The 24,343-nt window shown below is 43.4% G+C and carries 20 protein-coding genes; 16 read left to right on the top strand and 4 right to left on the bottom strand.

Annotated elements, in window-relative coordinates; translation table 11 throughout:
- The first annotated feature begins 139 nt into the window (after positions 1-139).
- The 4 genes from lhpI (at position 140) to L2730_RS18335 (ending at position 3,299) form a co-directional block, all read left to right on the top strand.
- Entirely contained in the window at positions 140-1,093 is a 954-nt protein-coding gene (lhpI, locus tag L2730_RS18350) for a bifunctional Delta(1)-pyrroline-2-carboxylate/Delta(1)-piperideine-2-carboxylate reductase (RefSeq protein ID WP_248975909.1), read from the top strand.
- Between the two features lie 179 nt (positions 1,094-1,272).
- A complete protein-coding gene (locus L2730_RS18345; RefSeq protein WP_248975908.1) occupies positions 1,273-1,806 on the top strand; it encodes an RNA polymerase sigma factor in 534 nt (177 codons plus the stop codon).
- A 24-nt stretch (positions 1,807-1,830) separates the two neighbouring features.
- A complete protein-coding gene (locus L2730_RS18340) occupies positions 1,831-2,361 on the top strand; it encodes a hypothetical protein (protein WP_248975907.1) in 531 nt (176 codons plus the stop codon).
- Positions 2,358-3,299, top strand: a complete 942-nt coding sequence (locus L2730_RS18335) for a DUF4097 family beta strand repeat-containing protein (RefSeq protein ID WP_248975906.1) — start codon at positions 2,358-2,360, stop codon at positions 3,297-3,299. The genes L2730_RS18340 and L2730_RS18335 overlap by 4 nt, the downstream gene beginning before the upstream one ends.
- A 125-nt stretch (positions 3,300-3,424) precedes the next feature.
- Here L2730_RS18335 and L2730_RS18330 read toward each other — a convergent pair whose 3' ends face one another.
- The gene (locus L2730_RS18330; protein ID WP_248975905.1) at positions 3,425-4,339 is read right to left on the bottom strand and encodes a LysR family transcriptional regulator; all 915 of its coding nucleotides are present in this window, start codon (positions 4,337-4,339) and stop codon (positions 3,425-3,427) included.
- A 452-nt stretch (positions 4,340-4,791) separates the two neighbouring features.
- Between L2730_RS18330 and L2730_RS18325 the strand changes: the two genes are divergently transcribed.
- Positions 4,792-9,768 (top strand): S8 family serine peptidase, encoded by a 4,977-nt coding sequence (locus L2730_RS18325; RefSeq protein ID WP_248975904.1) that lies wholly within the window; start codon positions 4,792-4,794, stop codon positions 9,766-9,768.
- A gap of 175 nt (positions 9,769-9,943) precedes the next feature.
- Here the strand turns inward: L2730_RS18325 and rsuA are convergent, their stop codons facing one another.
- Positions 9,944-10,636, bottom strand: coding sequence for a 16S rRNA pseudouridine(516) synthase RsuA (gene rsuA, locus L2730_RS18320; RefSeq protein WP_248975903.1), 693 nt, complete (start codon positions 10,634-10,636; stop codon positions 9,944-9,946).
- Positions 10,637-11,019: 383 nt separating this feature from the next.
- Here rsuA and L2730_RS18315 point away from each other — a divergent pair, with 383 nt between their 5' ends.
- The 4 genes from L2730_RS18315 to L2730_RS18300 all read left to right on the top strand — a co-directional run bounded on the left by L2730_RS18315 (position 11,020) and on the right by L2730_RS18300 (position 15,174).
- On the top strand, positions 11,020-13,104 hold the full coding sequence (locus tag L2730_RS18315; protein WP_248975902.1) for a M13 family metallopeptidase: 2,085 nt from the start codon (positions 11,020-11,022) through the stop codon (positions 13,102-13,104).
- A gap of 240 nt (positions 13,105-13,344) precedes the next feature.
- Positions 13,345-14,127: a RelA/SpoT domain-containing protein gene (locus L2730_RS18310; protein WP_248975901.1), complete on the top strand. Its 783-nt coding sequence runs from the start codon at positions 13,345-13,347 to the stop codon at positions 14,125-14,127.
- A 108-nt stretch (positions 14,128-14,235) separates the two neighbouring features.
- Positions 14,236-14,637 (top strand): SMI1/KNR4 family protein, encoded by a 402-nt coding sequence (locus L2730_RS18305; protein WP_044556050.1) that lies wholly within the window; start codon positions 14,236-14,238, stop codon positions 14,635-14,637.
- A 36-nt stretch (positions 14,638-14,673) separates the two neighbouring features.
- Positions 14,674-15,174, top strand: coding sequence for a DUF4447 family protein (locus L2730_RS18300; protein ID WP_020913888.1), 501 nt, complete (start codon positions 14,674-14,676; stop codon positions 15,172-15,174).
- Between the two features lie 119 nt (positions 15,175-15,293).
- Here the strand turns inward: L2730_RS18300 and L2730_RS18295 are convergent, their stop codons facing one another.
- Positions 15,294-15,917: a glutathione S-transferase family protein gene (locus L2730_RS18295; protein ID WP_248975900.1), complete on the bottom strand. Its 624-nt coding sequence runs from the start codon at positions 15,915-15,917 to the stop codon at positions 15,294-15,296.
- Between the two features lie 215 nt (positions 15,918-16,132).
- Here L2730_RS18295 and L2730_RS18290 point away from each other — a divergent pair, with 215 nt between their 5' ends.
- The 7 genes from L2730_RS18290 to L2730_RS18260 all read left to right on the top strand — a co-directional run bounded on the left by L2730_RS18290 (position 16,133) and on the right by L2730_RS18260 (position 23,571).
- Complete coding sequence (locus L2730_RS18290) at positions 16,133-16,669, top strand: PH domain-containing protein (RefSeq protein WP_248975899.1); 537 nt, start codon at positions 16,133-16,135, stop codon at positions 16,667-16,669.
- Between the two features lie 112 nt (positions 16,670-16,781).
- Positions 16,782-17,981 (top strand): Nramp family divalent metal transporter, encoded by a 1,200-nt coding sequence (locus tag L2730_RS18285; RefSeq protein WP_428848471.1) that lies wholly within the window; start codon positions 16,782-16,784, stop codon positions 17,979-17,981.
- 18 nt (positions 17,982-17,999) lie between these two features.
- Positions 18,000-19,148, top strand: coding sequence for a serine hydrolase domain-containing protein (locus tag L2730_RS18280; protein ID WP_248975897.1), 1,149 nt, complete (start codon positions 18,000-18,002; stop codon positions 19,146-19,148).
- Between the two features lie 77 nt (positions 19,149-19,225).
- Positions 19,226-19,690: a YehS family protein gene (locus L2730_RS18275; protein WP_020913893.1), complete on the top strand. Its 465-nt coding sequence runs from the start codon at positions 19,226-19,228 to the stop codon at positions 19,688-19,690.
- Positions 19,691-19,898: 208 nt separating this feature from the next.
- The gene (locus L2730_RS18270; RefSeq protein ID WP_248975896.1) at positions 19,899-21,587 is read left to right on the top strand and encodes an NAD-dependent malic enzyme; all 1,689 of its coding nucleotides are present in this window, start codon (positions 19,899-19,901) and stop codon (positions 21,585-21,587) included.
- Between the two features lie 297 nt (positions 21,588-21,884).
- Complete coding sequence (locus L2730_RS18265) at positions 21,885-22,577, top strand: hypothetical protein (protein ID WP_248975895.1); 693 nt, start codon at positions 21,885-21,887, stop codon at positions 22,575-22,577.
- A 298-nt stretch (positions 22,578-22,875) separates the two neighbouring features.
- Positions 22,876-23,571, top strand: a complete 696-nt coding sequence (locus L2730_RS18260; RefSeq protein ID WP_248975894.1) for a polymorphic toxin-type HINT domain-containing protein — start codon at positions 22,876-22,878, stop codon at positions 23,569-23,571.
- A gap of 96 nt (positions 23,572-23,667) precedes the next feature.
- Here the strand turns inward: L2730_RS18260 and L2730_RS18255 are convergent, their stop codons facing one another.
- Entirely contained in the window at positions 23,668-24,105 is a 438-nt protein-coding gene (locus L2730_RS18255; RefSeq protein WP_248975893.1) for a DUF3069 domain-containing protein, read from the bottom strand.
- Positions 24,106-24,343 lie beyond the last annotated feature (238 nt).

The raw sequence follows: 24,343 nt of genomic DNA, 5'->3' as shown, positions 1-24,343 counted from the left end.
TAGATATCTAAGCGCTTATTGCTAGTATATTTTTTAAACGGATTTAGCTAAGGTACTTTCGCCTAAGGAGCTGTAAAAGTTGATTGACTCAATCAATTATCACAAATAGTATAAAATATATTTGCAAACAAGGATCTCCATGTTAGTCATCAATGCCGAGTCTGTGCACCATTCTTTAAACTTCAAAGAGCTCGTCGATGCGCTTGATGAAACATTTTCTCGCCCTGCAGGCATGCCACAGCGACAAGTATTTAGCCTTGATGCATCATCCAGCCACAGTGATGCTTTTGCAGTGCTTCCCTCTTGGAACGAAAAAACCATTGCAGTAAAGGCTTTTACCTACTTTCCAGGCAATCCTAAAAAAGATCCAAACTTGGCTAGCCTCTATTCGAAAATCCTTATTTTTAGCCGCGAAACCGGTGAGCCACAAGCGTTAGTTGATGGCACTAGTGTGACCTACTGGCGCACAGCAGCGGTTTCAGCACTTGGCAGCCGGTATTTATCCCGTGAAAATTCAAGCAAGCTGCTAGTATGCGGCACTGGTAATTTGGCTTCATTTATGGCGCTTGCCCACGCAAGTGTCCGTCCAATTAAGCAAATTAGAGTGTGGGGCCGCAGTGAAGAAAAAGCCCGGTCAACGATTGAGCTTATCCGTAATGAACGTCCAGGTATTGAAGTGTTCTACTGCGATAACCTTGAAGCTAGCGTGCGTGAAGCAGATATCATTAGCTGCGCAACAGGCTCAGCAACCCCTTTATTTCCTGGTGAGTGGGTACAAGCAGGTACCCATACCGATTTTGTCGGTAATCATAATCATGACCGCCGCGAATGCGATACCGAACTTGTTAGCAAGTCCGCGGTATTCGTCGATTCAAAAATCAATGTTTTTGCCGAAGCAGGCGAGCTATTACTGCCGGTAGCCGAAGGTGCATTCTCTCTCGATGACGTTAAAGGTGAATTGGCGCAGCTATGCCAGTCAGGCACTTTTGCGCGTACAAGTGATGAACAGAACACCCTATTTAAAACTGTAGGTACGGCGCTTTCGGACCTTGTGGGTGCTCAGCTTGTTTATGCAAAAGTAAGTCAAGACTAGCCTTCTGCCATCAGGGGCTGTATCTCTCGGCCCCACCACATACTTGTTAGCTCCCCTACTCTTAAACCCGCTATCACCTTACCAATATTGTTAATTTAAAATTTATTTTATTTCTGTTTAAACCTTTTTATAGGTTAGCTTTGTCTTATCTATATCGGCAGGCACATAAGGAACATGTAGTGACAGCACAATTGAAGGTCTTTGAGCAGAATTCATTGAATGAACCGGACCTTATCGATAGCGCCAAAAAAGGCGACAAAGCTGCGTTTAAACAGCTTTATCAGCAACACCACAAACGAGTGTATGCGCTGTGCTTTCGCATTACAGGTCAAGTTGCCTTGGCGGAAGATGCTACTCAAGACTGTTTTGTGACGCTGTGGCAAAAACTGCCTCAGTTTAAAGGGCAGAGCCAGTTCACCACTTGGTTACATAGCTTATCGGTAAATCAGGCACTGAATAGCCTAAAGAAGCATCGCTCTTTTTGGTCTCGATTTGTCGCCAGCGAAACCGATGTAGAAACGGTCTGTGATGAATATGAAGATCTCGACAAAATTTTGGTCAAGCTACCAGAGCGAGCTCGTATTGTTTTTGTGCTACATGCACTAGAAGGCTACAAGCATGAAGAGATCGGTCAGCTTATGGGGATAGCTTCGGGAACCAGTAAGGCGCAGTACCATAGAGCACAAAAGTTATTAGCTGAAATGCTGGATTAAATGATGGTTAACAGGAGTATAGAAATGAGCCATTCACAAGACAAATTGCAGCAGTTGATCGCACAAACGCCCAACACATTAACGCCTGAGCGCGAACTGTGGACTGATATCGAAAAGCAACTGGATAAACCTGAATACCAGCAGCCGAATCATTGGCGCAGATTGGCAGTTGCAAGCGTGGTACTCCTCTGTGCAGTTATTGGCACAACACTATGGAATAACAGTGCTATCTCACCCACTTATACCGTGCAAACCATCACGTCACCACTTTTAACGACGCTAGCAGATATCAAGCTTGAGCATGAGCAACAAGTCGTATTATTAGAGCAAAGCCAAAAGGTGAACTGGCAAAGCAGCGAGCTCGGTTTGCCGTTAAACAAAGGCATTGAGCAACTTAGAAAAGCCGCTGAGAAAATTTATCAAACACTAAAGAAAACACCCAATGATAAAGAGCTATGGCAACTGTGGCTTTGGACTCAACAACGAGAAATAGAATTATTACAGCAAGGTCAGAACCTGCCTGCTGCAGATTTAAATCAGGGAGCATTAATATGATTAAAACACCACTTTTTAGCCTAGCGTTAACCACACTTGTCTTCAGTCAAACGCTCATTGCAGCGGAGTCTGTCGACCAAACACAGCCGGTCCAAGGAGAAGCAAAAGTCAGCGTCAATGTTCAACGAGGAGATGTGATCTTTAAACCTTGGGATAAAAATGAGATTTCAGTTAAAGGTGAACTCGATGAATTGAGCGAAGGGTTAACCTTCACCGTTAATGGTAGCCATGTGGTGATCGAAGACAAGATGCCAAGGCAATACAACGGTAGCAACAAAGAGGGCTCCCAATTAACCATCATGCTTCCGCAAAAGATTAAGCTACAAGCTGAGGGCGTTTCAGCTAATTACCGTATTGATGGGTTCAACGGTAAAATGGATATTAGCTCGGTTAGTGGCGATATTAAGGCGACTCAATTACAAGATAAAGTGATGATCCATACTGTATCAGGAGATATTAGTAGCCGAGAACTTAACGGTAAAGTGATGCTAGAAACCGTCTCCGGTGAAATTAAGGATACCGGCAGCGCTGGAAAAGTGGCCTATCGCTTGGTCAGCGGAGAACTGACTGCAAGCAGCCGTGCCAATCAAGTCTCTGTAGAATTAGTCTCAGGCGATGCGACTGTCGCATTAGGTGATGTCGACAGCCTTAGCATTAAAACCGTTAGCGGCGATATTGAGCTTTCAGTTGGCAAACTTACTGACAAAGCAAAACTAGGCAGTGTCAGTGGTGATATTGACGTCCATTTTAATAGTGAAGTGAATGTGTCGTTCGATATCAATGGTGGCCCTGGAGGTACTATCAAAAACAAGCTAAGCAATGATCAGGTATCAAAAGAGAAGTACTCTCCACAAACATACCTAAAGTTTCAAACTGGTGATGGCAGTGCTACTCTCAATGCTTCCACAATCAGTGGCAATATAAAACTTTCAAACTAGAGAGCTGTAAAAGTAAACAAACTGGCGCTAGAATAGTTAATTTAGCGCCCTTATTTCCCTGCCTTAATATTAATTACAGGCCTTAATTCGACCAGTTTTTCAACTAAACATTACCAATTAGCAGCTCAATGGCAGGGCTTGGCCACCAGCGACTTAAAAAATTCAAGGAACAGTTTTTTAGCTCCATCAGGAGCTCTCGACTTATGGAACACCACCCCATAATCAACTTGAATATCAGGCATATCTAAAACATTCAAAAGGACTAACTCGCCAGATGCTAACTCATTGGCAATCACTATTTCAGGAATTAAGCCTATCATATCGCTTTCTTCAATGGTTTTACTTACTGAATGAAAGTATTCAAATTTAAACAAACCAGAAAATGCACTGCGATTAGTATCAAATAGATCGCCAAATAAACTCTCAATATCAGATGTCGTTGCTCTAGGTAAAGAGATCGGGAAATCTTTTAACCTTGGCGTATAAAGATATTTATCATTTAATAGTGGGTGTCCTGGCCTACAAAAAAATACCCCTCTAGACTTTTTATAACTAATAACTTGTAACTCTTCTCTTTCAGACAAACCTGATACTTTAATTTCTGAAATAAAGAGGTCTATGTCACCTTTTGATAATAACGAACACAGTTCATCAATATCTCGAGTTCTTAACTCGACGCTGACGTTAGGATGCTCTTTAGAAAAATTGTGCAAGATGTCATTGAGAATATTACTCGATGCGAGCGTGCCACCACCTATTGTTAACTTTCCACTTGAACGGCCACTGTTAATCTTAATATCAGCTTCTAGGTTACATACTGTATTGAGGATTTTATCACTATGTTTTAGTACCAAATCACCATGGTAAGTGAGAGCGACTCTTCGTGAATCTCTAGTAAACAGTTTTACACCTAAACTTTGTTCCATCTTCTGGATGCTACGAGTTAATGAAGGCTGAGATATCTCCAATTTACTGGCAGCAACACTGTAACTTTTAGATTGTGCAAGCGCTACAAAATGCTTTATATGTCTTAATTCCATATCGCCTCCTAAAATGCTACTGAATGATTAAAGTACGAAGAGAACACCTAAATAGAATATAGACTCTAACACTGATACCTTAAGTGCTGATTAAGTACCACTATATAAGTATCTACTCAGAATTTACCGCATAAAGTATTGCAAAAACTAATCAAGTACAAGTGAGCTAAAATTAATTGGTATCACTTTGTATCAAGTGTATCTTTAAAATATTAAGTCGTTTAAGCGGTCTTTTTACTCTTAAAAAACCTCTAAACCCATGCTCTATAACAAAGTAAAAATTATATAAAAAATAACAACGAAAATTCCTGCAATGACTAAAAATTCACTTTCCTTGTACACTTTTTCTTAAAATACCTAAAGCCTATTGATTAATACACTTTACCTATTCGCCTTAATAACAACAAACCGATAACAATCTAGTTGCACAAATGCAACTAGAAGGCAGGATAATGAAACTAAAAAAAATAAGTCTGATGACAATAGCTGCGATATATGCAGCTGGTGCAGGCAGTGTTGCCGCTTCTGGCAATGATAATAACAATATGCGCAGCATCGAAATTACCGATGCTATTATCAAATATAATGAAGAGCTCCGAAGCGGTAACAGCAGAGCCGGTAATACCGTAAACCGTCCAGCAAGTAATACACAAAATATTCACCGGGCTATAGCGACAAATCAAAACAGCAAGGTTCCGTTTAAACATCAAGCGGGGCTGCAAGGTGAACAAACCTACATTGTCGAGTTAAGCGATAAACCCGTTTCCCTCTACCGCGGCGGTGTTGAGCAATTTAAAGCAACATCACCCACCGTTAACGCTATCCCTAGCATGTTGAGCCCGCGCGGCCACAACAAGCTTGATACCAAGAGCAGTTCAGTTAAGCAATACAGCCAATACTTAACAAGCAAACAAGATCAAGCATTAAACCAAATCTCGGCCACTGTTGGTGCAAACCTTGATATTAAAAACCGTTATACATTGGCGTTTAACGGTATGGCACTGCGTATGACTCAGGAGCAAGCAGCAAACGTTGCTAATCTTCCTGGTATTCGCAATGTTAGTCTTGAAAAAATGTATGAGTTACATACAGATAATGGCCCAGGACACATTGGCGCTGATGCTATCTGGACAGGAAGTGCTGCTGACGATAAATACAAAGGTGAAGGCATTGTTGTTGGGGTACTCGATACCGGTATTAATTCAGATCATGCCTCTTTTGCGGCAGTTGCAGGCGATGGCTATACCCACAAAATGCCTGACCGTTATGACAATTACTTAGGGGATTGTGAAAAAGTCGAATTCGCCAGCATGTGTAACGACAAGCTTATTGGTATTCGTTCATATGAAAGCATTACTGAGAGTTATATGGATGCGGCTTTTCAGCCAGATCAACCCTCTTGGAACATCACCGACCCTAAACGTCCACAAAATGGTGAAGACTATAACGGTCACGGTTCACACACAGCCTCTACAGCTGCAGGCAACGAACTATTTAATGTAGAGCATGTGGTTGCTGTTACTGGTGAAACCGGTGATGGCTTAGGAACGGGTCTAATGTTTGACAAAGTGTCAGGCGTTGCACCACGTGCAAATATCATTATGTACCAAGTGTGTTTTCCTGGCGATGGCAGCTACGGTGACAACTACGGTGGTTGTCCTGGTTCTGCTTTATTAGCCGGCATTGAAGATGCGGTGGCTGATGGCGTTGACGTGATTAACTACTCAATTGGTAGTCCTTTTGGTACATTCCCTTGGGACGATCCGATGGAGATGGGTTTCCTTGCAGCACGTGAAGCAGGCATTTCGGTGTCAGCTTCTGCGGGTAACTCCTACGCACCGCAATACGCCAGCCAAGCACGCGGGGCTATCGATCACTTTTCACCTTGGATCACCTCTGTAGCAGCCACCACCCATGGCCGCGAAATTGCAGTTGAAGGTAAGACCTTAGCCGACTCAACGGGTGGGGAAAAGCCACTAGACGTGTTAGTTGGTGGTGGGCTTACCGGCGCTTATACTGGGCCCGTAGTGCAAGCAAGTGCTTATGGCAGCGAGTTTGAAAAATGTAATGACCCCTTCCCAGTAGACTTTTTCTCGGTAGATCCTGATGGAAATCCATTCGCCACGGCGCCAATTGTAGTGTGCAAACGAGGTGATATTGCTCGCGTAGCGAAAGCAACAAACGTTGAAGCTGGTGGTGCTGGTGGCTTTATCTTATGGAACTCTGGCTATTCAGAAACCACAGCTAATGACCCTTACTCAATTCCAGGGATTCATATTGATTACGCGTCTTACTATGGTAATTACCAAAACGGTTACTTTGGATTACAAGACTGGCTTGCTGCTGGTGATAACCACAGCATTACTATCACAGCCTCTGAAGTTGTTGCCAATGAACGAGATGCTGACTACGTCGCAGATTTCTCATCTCGCGGTCCAAACCTCGAAGCTCCTGATGTGATGTCGCCAAACTTAGCTGCACCGGGCGTTGATGTATTTGCCGCCTGGGCCGATGAAATGCCATTTAGCACCCAAGGTATGCCAGCTGATTACGCTGCAATTAGCGGTACATCGATGGCGGCGCCCCATGTAGCAGGTGCAATGGCACTGCTTACACAAGCACACCCTGATTGGACGCCAGCAGAGATCCAATCTGCATTAATGACTACAGCGTCACTGGACAATGCCACTCGCTCTAGAGACGGTTCGCCCTATGATCCTGTGCCAGCTGGATATAGTGACGCGGGCAGCGGAGTCATTAACGTAGCACGTGCTAATAACGCAGGCTTATTACTTAGCGAGACTGCTGAAAACTACCGCGCTGCCAACCCAAATAATGGCGGTAACATCCATACCTTGAACTTGCCTTACTTCTATCAAGATAACTGTCCTTCAACCTGTAGCTGGATGCGCACAGTAACTGCAACAGAAGATGGTACTTGGACGGTTGATGCAACGGCCAACGTTATGGATGGTGCACCAATGTTAGAGCTAGAGGCTTCGCCAAAGACCTTTACGCTTAAAGCGGGTGAGTCTCAAGCCATTAGCCTAAAAGCAAAAGTACTTGAAGTGGAAGCCATTGGCGCCGACTCATCAGGGCTTCAGCTTACAGGCTCTGTTAAGCTGACACCTGCAAATAGCAGCAGCCCAATGCAACATCTACCAGTAGGTGTACGCTATAGCGGCGACAACTTACCCACAGAAGTCTCAGGGATCATCCACCGTGAACAGGGGCATACGTTAACACCAATGCTCAACACCGATGAGATCCAATCACTTAACTCAAAGGTCTTTGGCCTAACAAAAGGTGAAACATATACCTACACATTGCCAAGAGCCGAAGCACGCCTTTACTCCGACGGCTTAACGGTAGAGGAGATAGAAGCCGATGGCGGTGCTAAGGTACATTTCTTTGATGTACCAGCAGGCACACAGCGCATTGTTTGGGAAGTGCTTTCAGCGCCTAAACATGCCTTTACCTCTATCGACCTTGGTATGGACATCAATGAAGATGGTGATATTCAGTGGTTAGATGAAGCTATCTGTTACTCATTTACAGATAACGGTGACTTCTGTGCTATCAATAACCCAACTCCAGGTCGTTACTGGGCAATCGCTGCCAACTGGAAATATGATTTTGAAGATCCTAAAAATTTAGCTGATGAGTTTGTTCTCAGCTTAGGTATAGTGGGAGAGTCAGATGATGCCAACATGACAGTTGAAGGCCCAGCAAGTACTGATGGTATGACTCCATATCAACTGCAGCTAAACTACAATTTGCCAGGTGCTAGCGATGGTGACACTTACTATGGTGTTGTTGCGCTAGGCAGTGATGACTATAACGCGACAAACTTAGGTGATTTTGCCGTTAAGTTACAACATATGGGCACCGATACAGAAATTACAGCATCGCAAACTGCGGCTAAGGTCGGGGATGTGGTTAACTATGTTGTCGATTTAGCACCAAATCTAGTGGGAGCAGAGCGAGAGTTTACTTTAAATGCAACCATTTCTGAGGGGATGCAGTTAATTGAAGACTCAATCGTTGTCGGTGGTGTAGGTGACTATGAAGCAGGCCTAACAGTGGATGGCAATGCGATCAGCATCAGCGCCGCTCAAGCCTCTTCAAGTGATATGCAGCGTCATTATGTTTATACCACTAACTTAGATGATGCGACCTGTAAGGTGCCTTATGGCGACGATGAGACATTCTATGATTTACCTATGCAAGGCTACGGTGACTTAGGTATTTCAGGTCTTTCTAACCAAATGCTATATATTCCGATGGAAGAAAATGGTTTACCCCACATTCCTCTATACGCAAACCCTGAGCGTTTTGCCCAGAATACGCTAGGAATATCGCCATTCGGGTATATTCAACTGGATCAAAATCCTGAGTTCTGGAACTATAACCAACCCTTCACGGAGATGTTCCAAACCTTCCCTGACACAGTCATAGCTCCTCTATGGCGCGGTGATGTGCAGATGCCACAGGGCTCGATTGACTGGGCAACATTCCGCTATATCAACGTGGTATATGGTGTAGTCACCAACGATCACTACATCTTCCAGTGGGATGGTGGTGAAGAGTGGAATAGCTTCTTGGTCGGCAACACCAACCCAGATCCAGACGCTAAATTTAACATTCAAACCATTATTTCTAATTCAATTAGTTTTGACCCTGAAACACCTGAGATGATCTTTGCTTATAAGACCTTAAAGTCAGCGAATGATCACTTTGGCTCAATTGGTCTACACGGTTATTGGGGAGAGCGAACACCGTTTGGTCCGCTATCAGGCTATTTCAATGATGGCTTCGCGTTTAACGACGTCGATGAAAAAGTCAGCGAAGGTACGGTAGTTTGTGCTGATTATCGCGGTCCAGAACAAACTGCACTGTCACTTAAGTTCTCGGCACGCGTATCAGCCGCAGCAATTGGTAGCGACAATGTTGTTTCAGTAGACACTCAGTACGCTGACTCGGAGCTTGTTTCTGTCTCCCACACGTTATCGACCCCAACCAATATCACCGTCGCTCCAATGTCGGATATGGTCATGGAAGAGAACAGCACTATCGAAGGCTTGAGCGTTATGTACAACGACGTCAAAGGCACGGTAAACGGCATGACGGTTACGGGTGATTACATTACTGCAGTAGTAACAGGTGAAACATTTGCTATCACGCCAGATACCGACTGGCACGGTACTACAGAGGTAACGGTAACGGTTCACGACATGGCCTACCCTTCAGATCAGGGCAGCACTAGCTTTATGTTGACCGTTAATTCTGATGGGGTAGAACCTACACCGCCACCAGCAGAAGAAGCACCGATTGAGGAAGAGTCTAGTGATTCAAGCGGTGGTAGCTTAGGGTTCTTAGCACTCGCGCTACTTGGACTCATTGCAAGCTCACGTAAAAAGCTTCATTAATCTTCAAGAGCAATAAAGTTAAGCATTTGCGATTTGCTTAACCTTGTCATTGGGCCCTCATTTGAGGGCCCCTTTTTTACCAAGTTCCAATCAGTCTCAGCTTAGGAAAACATGCTTCACAGCTTACTTAACGGACACTATCTCAGCCTCGGTCAATGAATACTTTCTTTGTACCTTATTTAACTGACTTTATCTCGGCCTCAGTTAGAAAGCGCCACTCGCCTAGCTCAAGCGTACTATCGAGCTCAATTTCTCCAACAACTTCACGATGAAGTTTAGTCACCTTATTGCCAACGGCTGCCAGCATACGTTTTACTTGATGATATTTACCTTCAGTAATGGTCAAACGCGCTTGATGAGTGCCCAGCAGTTCAAGTATGGCAGGCTTAGTGAGGCCATCTTCATTATTAAGCTGTAACCCAGTAGCAAACTGCTCAATTAGGTCTTCAGTTAACGGCTCAGCAGTCTCTAACAAGTACCGCTTGCCACACTCTTTCTTTGGTGACGTGATCTTATGTGACCACTTTCCATCAGTAGTGATCAACACCAAACCAGTAGTATCAGCGTCTAAGCGGCCTGCAATATGCAGATCTTCAGGTCGAATAACATCAAGCAACCCAATAACAGACGGGTACTCTTCGTCAATGGTTGAACAGATAGTATCAACGGGTTTATTGAGCATGATAAAGCGTGGGCCAATAACCTTTAACACTTCGCCTTCGAGACGGATCTCGTGTTCATCTGTGACTTTAAAACCAGAAGTTTTAACCACTTCACCGTTGCAGGTAACATCTCCACGATGCAACGCTTTTTTAGCCGAGACACGAGAATGGGAAGTTGACTCACAAATAAATTTATCTAAACGCACAGTAATACTCAGCTATATGACCATAATGGCCGACATTATGAGGGCTACAGGTGTAAAGGGCAAAGTTTTGCGGCGACATATTAATGCTTGCTCTACTCAACCTTTATCCAGTTAAAATCAAACTCAATAAATGGTTTACTGTTTCTGTTACTCCTATGCGATGTATATTGCTGATAAAAGACACAAAATGGATTAAGGAAACCTTTTCTTACAGTTCAGCGGCCAATTACCCCAAGCAGTTTCCAATGCGCACTTGTCGATACAAACCAAAAAGCCTTAACATGTGTTACCCAATGTAACTCTCGCTATCTTGATAAAAGCATGAGTGCATCGCTTTATTTATAAAACAAAAACAAATTGACGGTTTATATAAAGGAAGAAAAATGAAAAAAGTACTCGTTGGGGGCTTATGCGCTTCCCTTATCGTAGGCCTAAGCGCTTGCAATAGCGACACTGCAGCCCCTAAAGCACCAGAAACAAGCAAAACAGAAGCCGCTGTTGCCGTGCAAAAAGCACTAACTTCAGGTATTGATTTTGCCAACTTCGATAAATCAGTTCGCCCGCAGGATGACTTTTACTCTTATGTAAACGGCACTTGGGTTAAAAACACCACAATCCCGAGCGATCGCACCAGTACTGGTGCATTTTATGATCTTCGAGAAAAGTCACGTGATGACGTAAAAGCAATTATCGAAGAAGTCGCTGCAACACCTAACCTTAAAGCTGGTAGCGATGAGCAGAAAGTGGCTGATCTTTACCGTTCATTCATGGATGTTGAAACACTCAATAAACTGGGCGTGACACCAATTCAGAGCGAACTTGATAAAGTCAGTGCCATTAAGAATAAAGATGAGCTAGTGACTTATTTTGCTCGTAGCCAAGTGATTGGCGGCGGCACTCCAATGGCATTTTACATCGGTGTCGATGCGAAAGACTCTAGCCGTTATGCAACACATATCTGGCAGTATGGCTTAAGCCTGCCAGAAAAAGATTACTACTTTAACCAAGACGAGCGCTTCGTTAATATCCGTAAAGCTTTCGTAGCACACATCGAAAAGATGTATACCCTTGCAGGTCTTGCTAACCCTAAAGCTAGCGCTGAAGCGGTACTGGCTCTTGAAACATCAATTGCTGAAAAGCATTGGGATGTAGTTGAAACTCGTGATAGCACTAAGACCTACAACTTATACCAAGTTAAAGATCTGCCAACACTTGCACCAGACATCAACTGGGATGGTTACCTAGCAACCCTTGGCGCAGACAAGCAAGCTGACATCATCATCAACCAGCCTAGCTTTATTCAAGGACTGAATGAAGTCATCAAGACGACAGACCTAAATACTTGGAAGACCTACATGCAGTGGCAGGTACTGACACATGCAGCAAGTAGCCTAAGTGAAGAGTTAGATACTGAAAACTTTGAGTTCTTCTCGAAAACACTTAACGGCCAAGAAGAGCAACAACCTCGCTGGAAGCGCGGTGTCGCTTCAGTCAACGGTTTGTTAGGCGAAGTCGTCGGTAAAGTCTATGTTAAGCGTCACTTTGCACCAGAAGCTAAAACACGCATGCAGACTTTGGTTGAGAACTTACGTGGCGCTTACGGCGATAGCATTGAGTCATTAGAGTGGATGAGTGCTGACACTAAAATTGCCGCTAAAGATAAGCTAGCTAAGTTTGATCCTAAGATTGGTTACCCTGATCGTTGGGAAAACTATGACAAGTTAACCATCAAGTCTGACGACCTATTCGGCAACAACCTACGCGCAAGCGAGCGGAGCCATGAAAAAGAGCTAGAAAAACTGGGTAGTCCTATTCGCAAGTGGGAATGGCATATGACCCCACAAACGGTTAATGCTTACTACAACCCAACCATGAATGAAATCGTATTCCCAGCAGCGATCTTGCAACCTCCATTCTTTAATATGGAAGCTGACGACGCGGTTAACTATGGTGGTATCGGTGCAGTTATTGGTCATGAAATGGGACATGGTTTTGACGACCAAGGCGCAAAGTTTGACGGTGAAGGCAACATGCGTGATTGGTGGACAGAGCAAGACTTGAAAGAGTTTTCTGCTCGCGGTAAAGCCCTTATCGATCAGTACAATGATTACGCCGTATTTGACGACCTACACGTTAATGGTGAACTAACACTTGGCGAGAACATTGGTGATCTTTCTGGTGTAACCATCGCTTACCGTGCGTACAAGAAATCACTTAACGGCCAAGAAGCACCAGTGATTGACGGCCTAACAGGCGATCAGCGTTTCTTCATTGGTTTCACCCAGATCTGGCGTGCAAAAATTAAAGAAGAGTCAATGCGTAACCGTGTAGCGACAGATCCACATTCACCTGCACAGTTCCGTTCACTTGGCGCACTTTCAAACATGCCAGAGTTTTACAGTACTTATGACGTGAAACCTGGTGATGCTATGTATATTGCTCCAGAAAAGCGCGTTAAAATTTGGTAATTACAGCAATATAAACCGCCGTAATTAGCAATAAATAAAGCCGTTGATGACAAGTTCATTCAACGGCTTTTTTTGTTATGCCCCTCACACATGTAATTATGAATAAATGTTAATTTGCCATTCAGCATAGCTTCAGTATCCACAGGTTAGATTAATACCAAATCTGATTAGAATTACCTCTTCTATACCAAAGAGGCAATCAGATTTGATATAGGTCTACAGCCATTAAAAGGGATAGCTATGAATCGGATATTACGAACGTTTTTTATTTTTTTATTGCTTCTTTCGACTCGTTCAGCCTTCGCACAAACCGTGCCTCTCGAACACGATATCAATACCTCAAAAGGTAGCTATAACGCTAAACTGGCATTTTCCAATGACCTAGATGGCCTTACCGCTATCGAATCAATACAGTACCAACAACCAAGGCAAACTAGCGCGGACTTAGACTCTCTTTACGCAAACGCTTCGAACGCTCAGCAAGAGCTGGCCAATTTACTGAATCACATTACCGAGCAAACTCAAACCCAATCGATTCTGGCGGATATAAAAAGCCGCGAAAGAGCTGAAGCGAAAGTGAGAAATAAACTCGATGGTGATGCCAGCCAACTGACTGATCTGGTTAGAGCCAGTATTGTTAGTAACGATATTCAAAACCTGATGCAAGCATTCGCACTGGTTAAAACCGATAGCCAAATTATTCAAGTTAAGAACCGCTTTGCCGAGCCCAAAGAGTCCGGTTATCGCGATCTTAACCTGCTGGTTAGGTTGCCTCAGTCACAGATGATTGCCGAGATCCAATTACACTTGGCTGATATCGCTGAGATTAAAAGCGGTGATGAGCATGAGGTTTACCAGCAAGTGCAGCAGATCCAAGCTAATGCCGCAGATCAATTACGACAACTTGATGATTTAGAAGCGGCAAAAATAGTCCAGTTACGCCAGCAGTCACACAAGCTTTACCACAAAGCATGGCTTAGGTATAAGCGCCTAGATCAAGCCAATATCCTAGCCGCTGCCTGAAACCTCTTTAGCGGGGCTCAAAATACGCCCCGCAACTTACATCTCTTTTTGTGACTTGCCTGATAAAAGTCTATACTCCCGCCCAATAGTCTTCACACGCGAAAAAATATGAACGATATCATTGAGCAGCTACAAGAGATGAGCGAAACGGTTCCGGTACCGTTAGAACTCGCAACCTTTGAACAAATTGTTGAAGTAGAGGAAGAGATCCTAATCCCGCTACCTTTGGCTTTAAAAGAGTACTTGATGGAAGCCAGTGACGTTATCGTTGGCAGTTTAGAGCCTGTCACTGCCAGCGATCCGCATTCTCATACCTTTTTGCCTGAAGTCGCAGCCTATGCCTGGTCTATCGGCTTACCGCGTGAATTTGTCCCTATCTGCCAACGTGGCGATGCCTTTTTCTTTATTAGCCAAGAGGGCGAAGTGAAGTTATGGCAAGACGATGAGATAGAAGAGGACAGCTGGGAAACATTCTGGGAATGGGCTGAAGATGTTTGGATGCGTAGTTAAGCGCTAGCAACATATTAAATTTATTAAGGAAACACCATGTCTAAAGATCTCGGCCTAAATGCCATTGAAATGCAGTACCTTCGACATTCACTTGCGCTATCCACTGCACAAGTTGCCGAGATAGGTAAAGTCACAGAAGCTGACGTTATTGCATGGGAAGCGGGCGAAAAGCCAGCACATATGCCTGTACAAAAAAAGCTGATTGAGATTGATGAAGCTATCGAAATGCAGGTGCTAAATACTTGCGACGGTATCGAAGAATTATTTACTAAAGAGCCAAAGCGCACCTTAAGCTTTGTCGTTTACCCAACTCAAGCCTTATATGCTCAATATAACCCAGAGTTTTTAGGTACTTTGCCCCTTGCAGAGCTATACAACACCTCAGCTTGGCGTATCAAGAAAGAGTGTAAGTTAATGCTTGAAGTAGAGGTAGTGCTCGTACCGCTTAACTTTGAGTCTTACAAAGCATTCCGCGACAAAGATGGCCTAAAAGAGAGCCGTGAGAATCGTGCTAAATGGGCTGCGGCTCAGTTGTAAGCAAACGGCAATGATTGCCTAAAAGGCAATATCGGTTAGCAAGGCATTGCTTAAACTTCAGAGATAAAAAAGCATCCTATTGGATGCTTTTTTGATTGCTTAACCGTTGCTAAATAATATCAAGCTGCGCCAGCATCCTCTTTTTCAAGGGCGCTCGCCATCGCCTTACGAGTAGTGATTCGATCCCGATAAGCCGCAAGTTTGGGTGGAATATCTTGCTCAAATCGCGTAGCCCACAACAAGGTATGACCTAATAGAATATCAGCGACACTGAGCTCATCACCAAGTAAGAACTCACTATCTGGTAGCCAAAGTTCTGCAATCGCAGCGGCTTTATCAAACTCCCATTTTGCGACCGCAAGCATAGCCTCAAGCCTTAATTCCTCAGGGATGGCAAACTTATGCTTACCGATAGTCCACAGAGGTTGCTCAAGCTCACAGGTAATAAAGCTTACCCACTTATGGTGTAGCGCTGACGCATCAGAGCCAGCCTTAGGTAACAAGCGACCTTCACCATATTTTTCAGCTAAAAATAGCGCAATAGCTGCAGATTCAGTGATCACATTGCCATTATCGATTAACGCAGGCACTTTTCCACAAGGGTTAATCGCTAGAAAATCGGGATGGCGACTGTCACCTTTGGAAAAGTTAATGAACTGATATTGCCACTCAAGCCCTAACTCCTCTAATGTCCAAGAAACTCTCAGTGAACGGCTACGTGGAACCCCATATAAAGTAATCATCTTGCGCTTCCTCTGCAGTAAAAGCATTAAACTACTCCGTTAAAAGGAAAATAGAAACTAGCAATTAGTTCTAAAGTAGTGAAATAGCTTTAAATTAGATTCGAATTTGCTTAAGTTTATAAAACACAATTAAAAGTAGTCAGTTGGCTCACCATTACTGGCTAAGCTGAGTCAAAAAAACTTGGGTAGGCTCACGATCAATGGAAGGAAACTGTATGCAAAAGAGTACGGAAACAAGTATCAAGAAAGCGGAATTTGTTAGTAACCTTGGGCAATACTGGTTGACACCATTTAGCATTTTATTAGCACTGTCGCTTGTCGGCTTGCCGTTACTGCTGCTATGGCTCCCCATAGGGCATATTTTTACTAAGCGCTATATCGCTAACATGAGCACCGAGTTAACCGACAAAAAGCTTATTGTTCGCAAAGGTGTTTTCACCCGCACTGAGAATACGGTACCGCTAGATAAAATCACTGACATGGCACTCATTCAAGGGCCATTGATGCGGATGTTCAAACTCCACAAACTAACCATAGAAACAGCGGGTCAATCGGGAACTGGGGCACTACTTAATTTAACCGGAATTGTCGATGCTGCCGATTTTAGAAGTCAGGTATTGGCTCAGAAAGAGAAACTCAGCCAACTTGAAACCAGTCCAGCACAAGATGAAAATAATGACATTAGTGTCGTGAGCCTTTTACAAGAGATCTCTGATACCCTCAAACGCATTGAAGCTAATAGTAAAAGTTAACCTTTGAGATGGCACTTCCTTTAATCAATAAGACAGAATTTAAACCATGAGCAACAGTAATACTCAGTCTCTAACCAAACCCTCTTTTCAATTAGGTGCACTATTAGGAGCTATGGGGCCGGGAATATTAATGGCGGCCGCCGCGATTGGCGCTTCTCACTTAGTCGCATCGACTCGTGCTGGTGCTGAATTTGGCTGGCAACTGGCTTGGGTCATTCTGGCGGTCAATATACTAAAGTACCCCTTCTTTGCCGCGGGTGCTCGCTATACGGCAGCGACTGGTGAGAGCCTCCTCGAAGGTTACTTAAAGCAAGGGCGAAATTATTTATTACTGTTTACCTGTCTCAATGTCATCGCAGCGATAGCGAGTACGGCAGGTGTCGCCATGTTGACCGCGGCGATGTTGACTCAATTTGTGCCGTTGTCCATTGATCTATTAGCACTACTGGTACTGCTATCAAGTTTAACCATCCTTATTTTTGGCCACTATGCACTGCTCGATAAAATGACAAAGGTCATCATGCTGGCTTTAACCTTAACCACGTTAATCGCGGTTGCTTTGGCGTTTAACGCTCCGTCCATTGTGCAACCCGGTTTTGTATCGACCTCACCTTGGCAGTGGGCCTACATTGGCTTTTTGGTTGCAATGATGGGTTGGATGCCAGCCCCCATCGAAGTCAGTGCCTGGAATTCACTTTGGTTACTTGAAAAGAAAAAAAGCCAACAAGTCAGTAAACAGCAAGCCATTCTCGACTTTAACTTTGGTTATATCGTCACAGCTCTGCTTGCAGTGGTGTTCTTAGCACTCGGTACGCTTGTTATGCACGGTAGCGGCGAAACATTCTCAGCATCTGGGGTGCAGTTTTCTCAGCAATTGATCAGTCTTTATAGCAAAGTCATGGGCAGTGAGAGCCGCTACTTAATAGGAATGGTGGCGTTTCTATGTATCTTTAGCACCACTGTGACCGTAATAGACGGTTATAGCCGTACACTAAACATGGGCTGGCAGTTATTAAAGGATGGGCGCCCCAGTGACAAAAGACTCAATGTGGTGATGTGTTTAATGAGTCTATGTGGACTCGCTATCATTTTATTTTTCAAGGGTGCACTGCTTCCTCTGCTTGAGTTTGTTATGATCCTCGCCTTTATGACCACTGTGATTTTTGCTTGGCTTAACTATAAGTTGATGATCAGCACAGCAATTCCTGTTGAAGATCGCTATGGTGCAAAAATGAGAATACTCTCTCTGGTCGGTTTAACTTACTTAGTAAGTTTTGCTGTTTTATTCATTTATTGGATGCTGACTAAATAACGGAACGCCCTACTCCTAATGCAATTTCTAACAAAAACTCTACTCAGCATTTTAGTGCTCACGCTGTTGTTATGGGCAGCGAATAAAGCCAGTGCGAACCTCATTGCTAACAGCGATATTGCCAGCCAACTTCCTACTATTATCGCCCAGAATGAACGCCCTTTTAACGGTATCATTATGGTTAAGCGCAATGATGAACCGTTATTTACCTATATCTCTGGTGATGATGTAAAACTGCGTTCTAGTTTTATTATCGCCTCGCTTTCTAAACAAGTAACAGCGACGTTAGTGCTAAAAGCTGTCGATGACGGCAAGCTCGAATTAACAAGTTCTGCCAATCGCTATTTGCGCTCATCACAAGGCAAAAACGCAACGATTCCAGACAGTGTCACTATCTCACAACTGCTCAGTAACACATCTGGACTGATGGCTTCTGGCAAGCCACCACTATTTGAACCGGGCAGCCAGTTTAAATACTCAAACTACGGTTACACGTTACTTGGGCAAATACTTGAAAATGTGTATCAACAACCAATCTCAGCGCAGATAAATGCCCTGAATGAGCAAGCAGCTTTAGGTGGTCTCACTGCTCAACAGGGCAAAACATCGACGATTAAAAAGCATTACTCACAGCTATTGCTTGGTAGAGCTGAAACGATACATCAGCAAGATGACAATACATTATCCAGCTACGCAGATGCAGATGTTGAAATCACCTCTAGTTTAATCCCTGCAGGCGGTATGATGGCATCTGCAGATGCATACAGCCATTTTCAATATGCACTTTTTTCAGGGCAGTTAATCAGTGAAAAAAGTTTGAAGGCTATGACCACCAGCTACAGCATACGCACTCATCGTTGGGGAGAGATTGGATATGGTTATGGCACTCAACTAGATGAATATAACGGTATTACCGAGTATAGCCATAGTGGGTATCTTCCGGGGTATGTCAGTTTGGCTCTTTACTATCCACAGTCGAACGTTAATGTGGTTATTTTGGAAAATACTTCATGGGATCTCCACGATACTCAGCGCACATTTGGCTTACATGACAAGCTACGTGAGAGCATTCGAAGTAAATTGGTGATACTGGAAGACAGACCCGTCGCCAAGTTATACCAAGCAGGTAAAGAGGCTATCACAGCGACTCTGATTGCGGCAAAGTAAACGCCGAGCATTTCTGCTATAATACCCCGCGATGACTACGCAGCCGCGTGGTCAAATAGATTAAAGAAAGCACATATATGATTAACAACGATATTTTACGTAAAGTTCGCTACATTCTTGACTTAAGCAACGCAAAAATGATCCGTATTTTTGCTAAGGCTAAGCATGAAGTTACCCAAGAACAGATGATAGACATGTTAAAAAAAGAGTCAGAAGAGGGCTACCAGCCTTGTAACGACAAAACCATGTGTATGTTCCTTGATGGCTTCGTGATCTACAAGCGCGGACTCAAGCCTGGTGCAGAAGTACCAGAGCCACTTTCACAGCTAACCAACAACCTTATTTTCAAAAAGTTAAGAGTTGCTTTTGAGTTACGTGAAGACGACATTCTTGAAGCATTGACCCTCGCCGAATTTAATATGTCTAAATCGGAACTGGGCGCTTTATTTAGAAAGCCAGGTCACAAACATTATAAGCCTTGTGGCGATCAAGTGTTACGTAACTTCTTGATGGGACTTTCTCTTAAACATCGTCCAAAGTAAGCGCTCGCTTATTTTAGCTTCAGATTAAAGCGCAGCAATTGCTGTGCTTTTTTATGTCTGAATCTCACAGCGTTTAAAACAACCTGGCCATTAAAAAAATCAATTTATCCGCCGACAAAACACAACAATGATCACACTTTGTGTTAGTCTTCGATGATTAATGTCACAGCCCCCCACAACACTAACAAAAACAGAGAAAAGGTTTCTAATGGACGATAACAAACGCCCGCTCTATCTTCCTTTTGCCGGTCCTGCCATCCTTGAAGCACCGTTGATTAACAAAGGCAGTGCTTTTACCGACGAAGAACGTATTTTTTTCAACCTTGAAGGCTTGTTGCCCCATGTGATTGAAACCATCGAAGAGCAAGCATCACGTGCTTATGACCAGTATAAGAATTTTACTAATGATCTAGATAAACATATCTACCTTAGAAATATTCAAGATACTAATGAAACGCTCTACTACCGTTTAGTGCAAAACCACATTACCGAGATGATGCCTATCATCTATACTCCAACAGTGGGAATGGCTTGTGAGCGTTTTTCAAAAGATTACCGCCGCAACCGTGGCTTATTCATCTCGTACCCGAATAAAGACCGCATCGATGATATTCTTAATAACTCTACTCGCCAGAAAGTTAAAATCATCGTAGTAACCGACGGTGAACGTATTCTTGGTCTTGGTGATCAAGGTATTGGCGGCATGGGGATCCCAATTGGTAAGCTTTCACTTTACACCAGTTGTGGTGGTATTAGTCCCGCATATACCCTGCCCATTACTCTCGATGTCGGTACCGACAATCCACACCTACTTGAAGACCCTATGTACATGGGCTGGCGTAATCAGCGCATCGGCGGTGAAGAGTACACCGAATTTGTCGAAGCCTTTATGCAAGCGGTTCATCGCCGCTGGCCTGATGCCCTTATTCAGTTTGAAGACTTCGCCCAAAAGAATGCCATGCCATTACTTGAGCGTTATAAAGACCAATATTGCTGCTTTAATGACGATATCCAAGGCACAGCTGCTGTCACTGTAGGCTCACTTCTGGCAGCATGTAAGGCTGCAGGCACACAACTGTGTCAACAGCGCATCACCTTTTTAGGTGCGGGCTCTGCGGGTTGCGGTATTGCTGAAGCTATCGTAGCGCAGATGGTGTCGGAAGGCATAGCAGAATCCCAAGCGCGTAAACAAGTGTTTATGGTTGACCGCTGGGGTATGTTGCAATCGAATATGCCAAACCTACTCCCGTTCCAGCAAAAATTAGCGCAAAATTGTGACGACATAACAAATTGGGACAATTTCAGCGAAAATATCTCTCTACTGGATGTGGTTAACAATGCCAAGCCAACGGTATTGATTGGTGTGTCTGGCGCACCAGGTCTATTTAGCGAAGAGATCATTAAAGCGATGCACAGCCACTGTGAACGCCCAATTGTATTCCCACTATCAAACCCGACAAGCCGCGTAGAAGCGACGCCAAAAGATATTCTACACTGGACTAAAGGCCAAGCATTAGTAGCAACAGGTAGCCCGTTCGAGCCAGTCGTGCTGGACGATGTTACCTATGAGATCGCCCAGTGCAACAATAGTTATATTTTCCCAGGCATAGGTCTTGGAGTCCTAGCCGCTGGTGCTGAGCGAGTCAGTGATGCAATGCTGATGGCATCAAGTCGTGCGTTAGCTGAATGCTCGCCATTATCTATTGATGGTGAAGGTTCATTACTACCACAGCTGGAAGATATTCATAAGGTTAGTAAGCATATCGCTTTTGCCGTTGCTAAAGTCGCCATCGATGAAGGACACGCCCTGCCAACTAGCGATGAGTTATTAACTCAAGCTATTGAAGATAACTTCTGGACCGCTGAATATCGACGTTATAAGCGAACTTCATTCTAAGTCGTAACCTACAAGCTAAAAATACAAGAAAAGCAGCCTTACCAGGCTGCTTTTTTACTAATACATAGTAATTATAAGTGCACCAACTATATGGCTTGCCCCCTTTAAGCTGCTACTCTCATCGCTATTTACGCAAATGGATTTAACTAGATACATTTAAGCCTCCCGATTGCAGACCTTTATAATCAACAGTAGTAATTGGAAAAAACCTTCTTACACAAGCAATTGATAAATATCTGTTTATATATATAATCTCTGCGGCTTGAATAAACTAATTACAAATAAAAAGGACTTACTATGTACAAAAGTTTAGCAATGGCATTTGCCATATTCATTTTAACAGGGTGTGTTTCACCAATTCCGTTACACGAACAGACCCCCTCGCCAGAATATAAAAACGAGCAACCTATTCTAATTAGCGTGATCGATAACCGAAAAAAGGTTAAAGAAGGTAAACCAGAAACCTTTGTTGGTCGTGCACATGCAACGTTTGGGATCCCTGTAGACTGGAGTGTTGAGCAAATACTAGCAACGGATAAAGGTGATAAAGAGTTAACTTTAACTCAGTGGTTGCAAAAAAGAATTGTGAAAGGCCTAACAGAAAAAGGTTGGCAGGTTACTCCAGTAGATTTTAAAACCGTGCCTACTGAAACTATTGCGAGCTACACCCTTACAGAGCAAGAATCACAACAGCTTTTAGTGCTCAACTTACAAGAATGGTTTTTTAGCATCAACTTAAACTGGGTATCTTCATTCAATTTTGATACTCATGTTGATACTTATTTATTTGATAAAGAAGCTGGTTTAACCTATCAGAAAACCACTCAAGAAAGAGATGTCATCGAAGAGCAAGGAAGTGAGTCCCCACAAAACAACATTCTTCGCGCTTACCATGATCAGCTATTACAGCTACTTTCAGATCCTGCACTAAAGGCTCAAATTCAACAAAAGAGCCAAACTAAAATAGCGGATACATCAACAACACTTTGAAGTAACTAAAAGTAAAATAGCTGCCGGCCTCATTTTCAGTCCAGTTAAGAAAATGAGGCTGGTTATTCAGAAACAAGCATTAAATTCAACCTGCTCATATGCTGGTTTGATAAATTATGAGTAGGGAATGCCAAAGACGTTTACTACTCGAACGTTCGTAAGAAACTAATCAGTCACTTGTAAACTGACTCCTCCTAGATCTCCCGCCAAGCTATATTGCGGCAGCTACAGACGTTATACTTAGCAAACAAAAACTAGCTCAACCTACTAAACAAAGATTAGGAAACCAGCTCTAGATATGATTGAGATTGAATATTCAATTGGTGAGATAACCACCTTAATGTTTGTAAACGCCGAGCACACATTTTTTCTCAGTACCCAAAGCTGGACAAAAGCCAAAGAACTTAAAATTGGCTCTAGGATATTGGCCAAAAATGGCAGTATGGCCGAAATTACCAATATCAAGGTTGTAGAAGGCCAATACCAATGCCGCGACTTAATGGTCAGCCACAATCATCACTATTTCAAATCTGAACAAAGTCAGTCACTTGGCGCGGTATATACCGACACATTACCCAGTAACGAACTTGAACGAGTGGCATACCAGTTAGCAGATAAGCCTTCTCACTTTGCTGATGGCAAACCCACAGGTAACCACAGCGGTCCGTGGGCAGCAGCACGATATATAGCAAATGAATCTAGCGAAGATGTCATAGCATGGGGGCGTGCCAATGACTTAATGTGCGCCGAAGATGCAGCGGTGAGCAATCTACGTTTAAAACTTGGCGATAACATTACATTGCACCAAGGTAATGTCGAGATATCTCATGCCTACATAAGGAAGTACACTAAGAAAGGTCGTTTCGTGAATACTATGAGCCCCTGTCAGCATTGTCGAGAGAACTACGGCTGCGCATTAAATGATGGCTCACTTGGAGCCAGCGATATCATTAAGAGTCACCGAGACCATCTCCCCTCTCCCAAAGCTGATTAGCACTCTTTAACCTAAGCATTAAAAAAGGTTATGCTTGCGCATAACCCCTTATATTTATTTAATAGATTACAGCTGAAAACATTTTGCTAGAAGTGTTTACTTACCTTCAATAACCGCTTTAATGCTATTAAGCATTGAACGGTCAGTGCGCGATTTCTTTAGTTTTCGTACACTCTCTTTTAATGATGCATCAGACAGACGAGTAAATATGCCGTTATACTCTTTTTCGGCAATTTCATCATCGGTATCAGCCATTTCTGCAATATCTTGCGCTACTCGACTTAACTGAAACCAAGCATTGGCAATATAAAAACCATGAAAATCTTCCTTCGGAAGTAGCGCTTTAGCGCTAGCAGGCAGTGCATCCCAACCACTATTGAATTTAAGATCGGTATCTTCAATCAGTTCATTACAAAGGTTTGCATAGGCTTCGAGCAAGTTTTCAGGGATCTGATCCATTGGCATAACGGTATTACATACATTCAATGCCACCAGTTCGGCGCGCGCTCGATATTCAGCGTTAATTTCAGTCATTTTCTACTCTCAATTACAATTTATGATGCGGCTTCAATATAAAGCTAGCGGCACGTTATCGTTAGTACAGCTTCTTTGCATCGTTAGCATCAACATTACAACGGCATATCAAACTCAGTTTCAATTGCCACATCAGCAAGCCCGTTGTTATACAGATCCCCACCAATAAAAGCAAAATAAGTCATTTTTAGAATGAAATGCTGACACTGGTATGACATACGGCAAGTTTAACTAGTGA

Source organism: Shewanella kaireitica, from assembly GCF_023284045.1.
Lineage (GTDB): Bacteria > Pseudomonadota > Gammaproteobacteria > Enterobacterales > Shewanellaceae > Shewanella > Shewanella kaireitica.
Note: the sequence above shows the minus strand (reverse complement) of the source record. Positions and strands in the feature narration are given on the sequence as shown.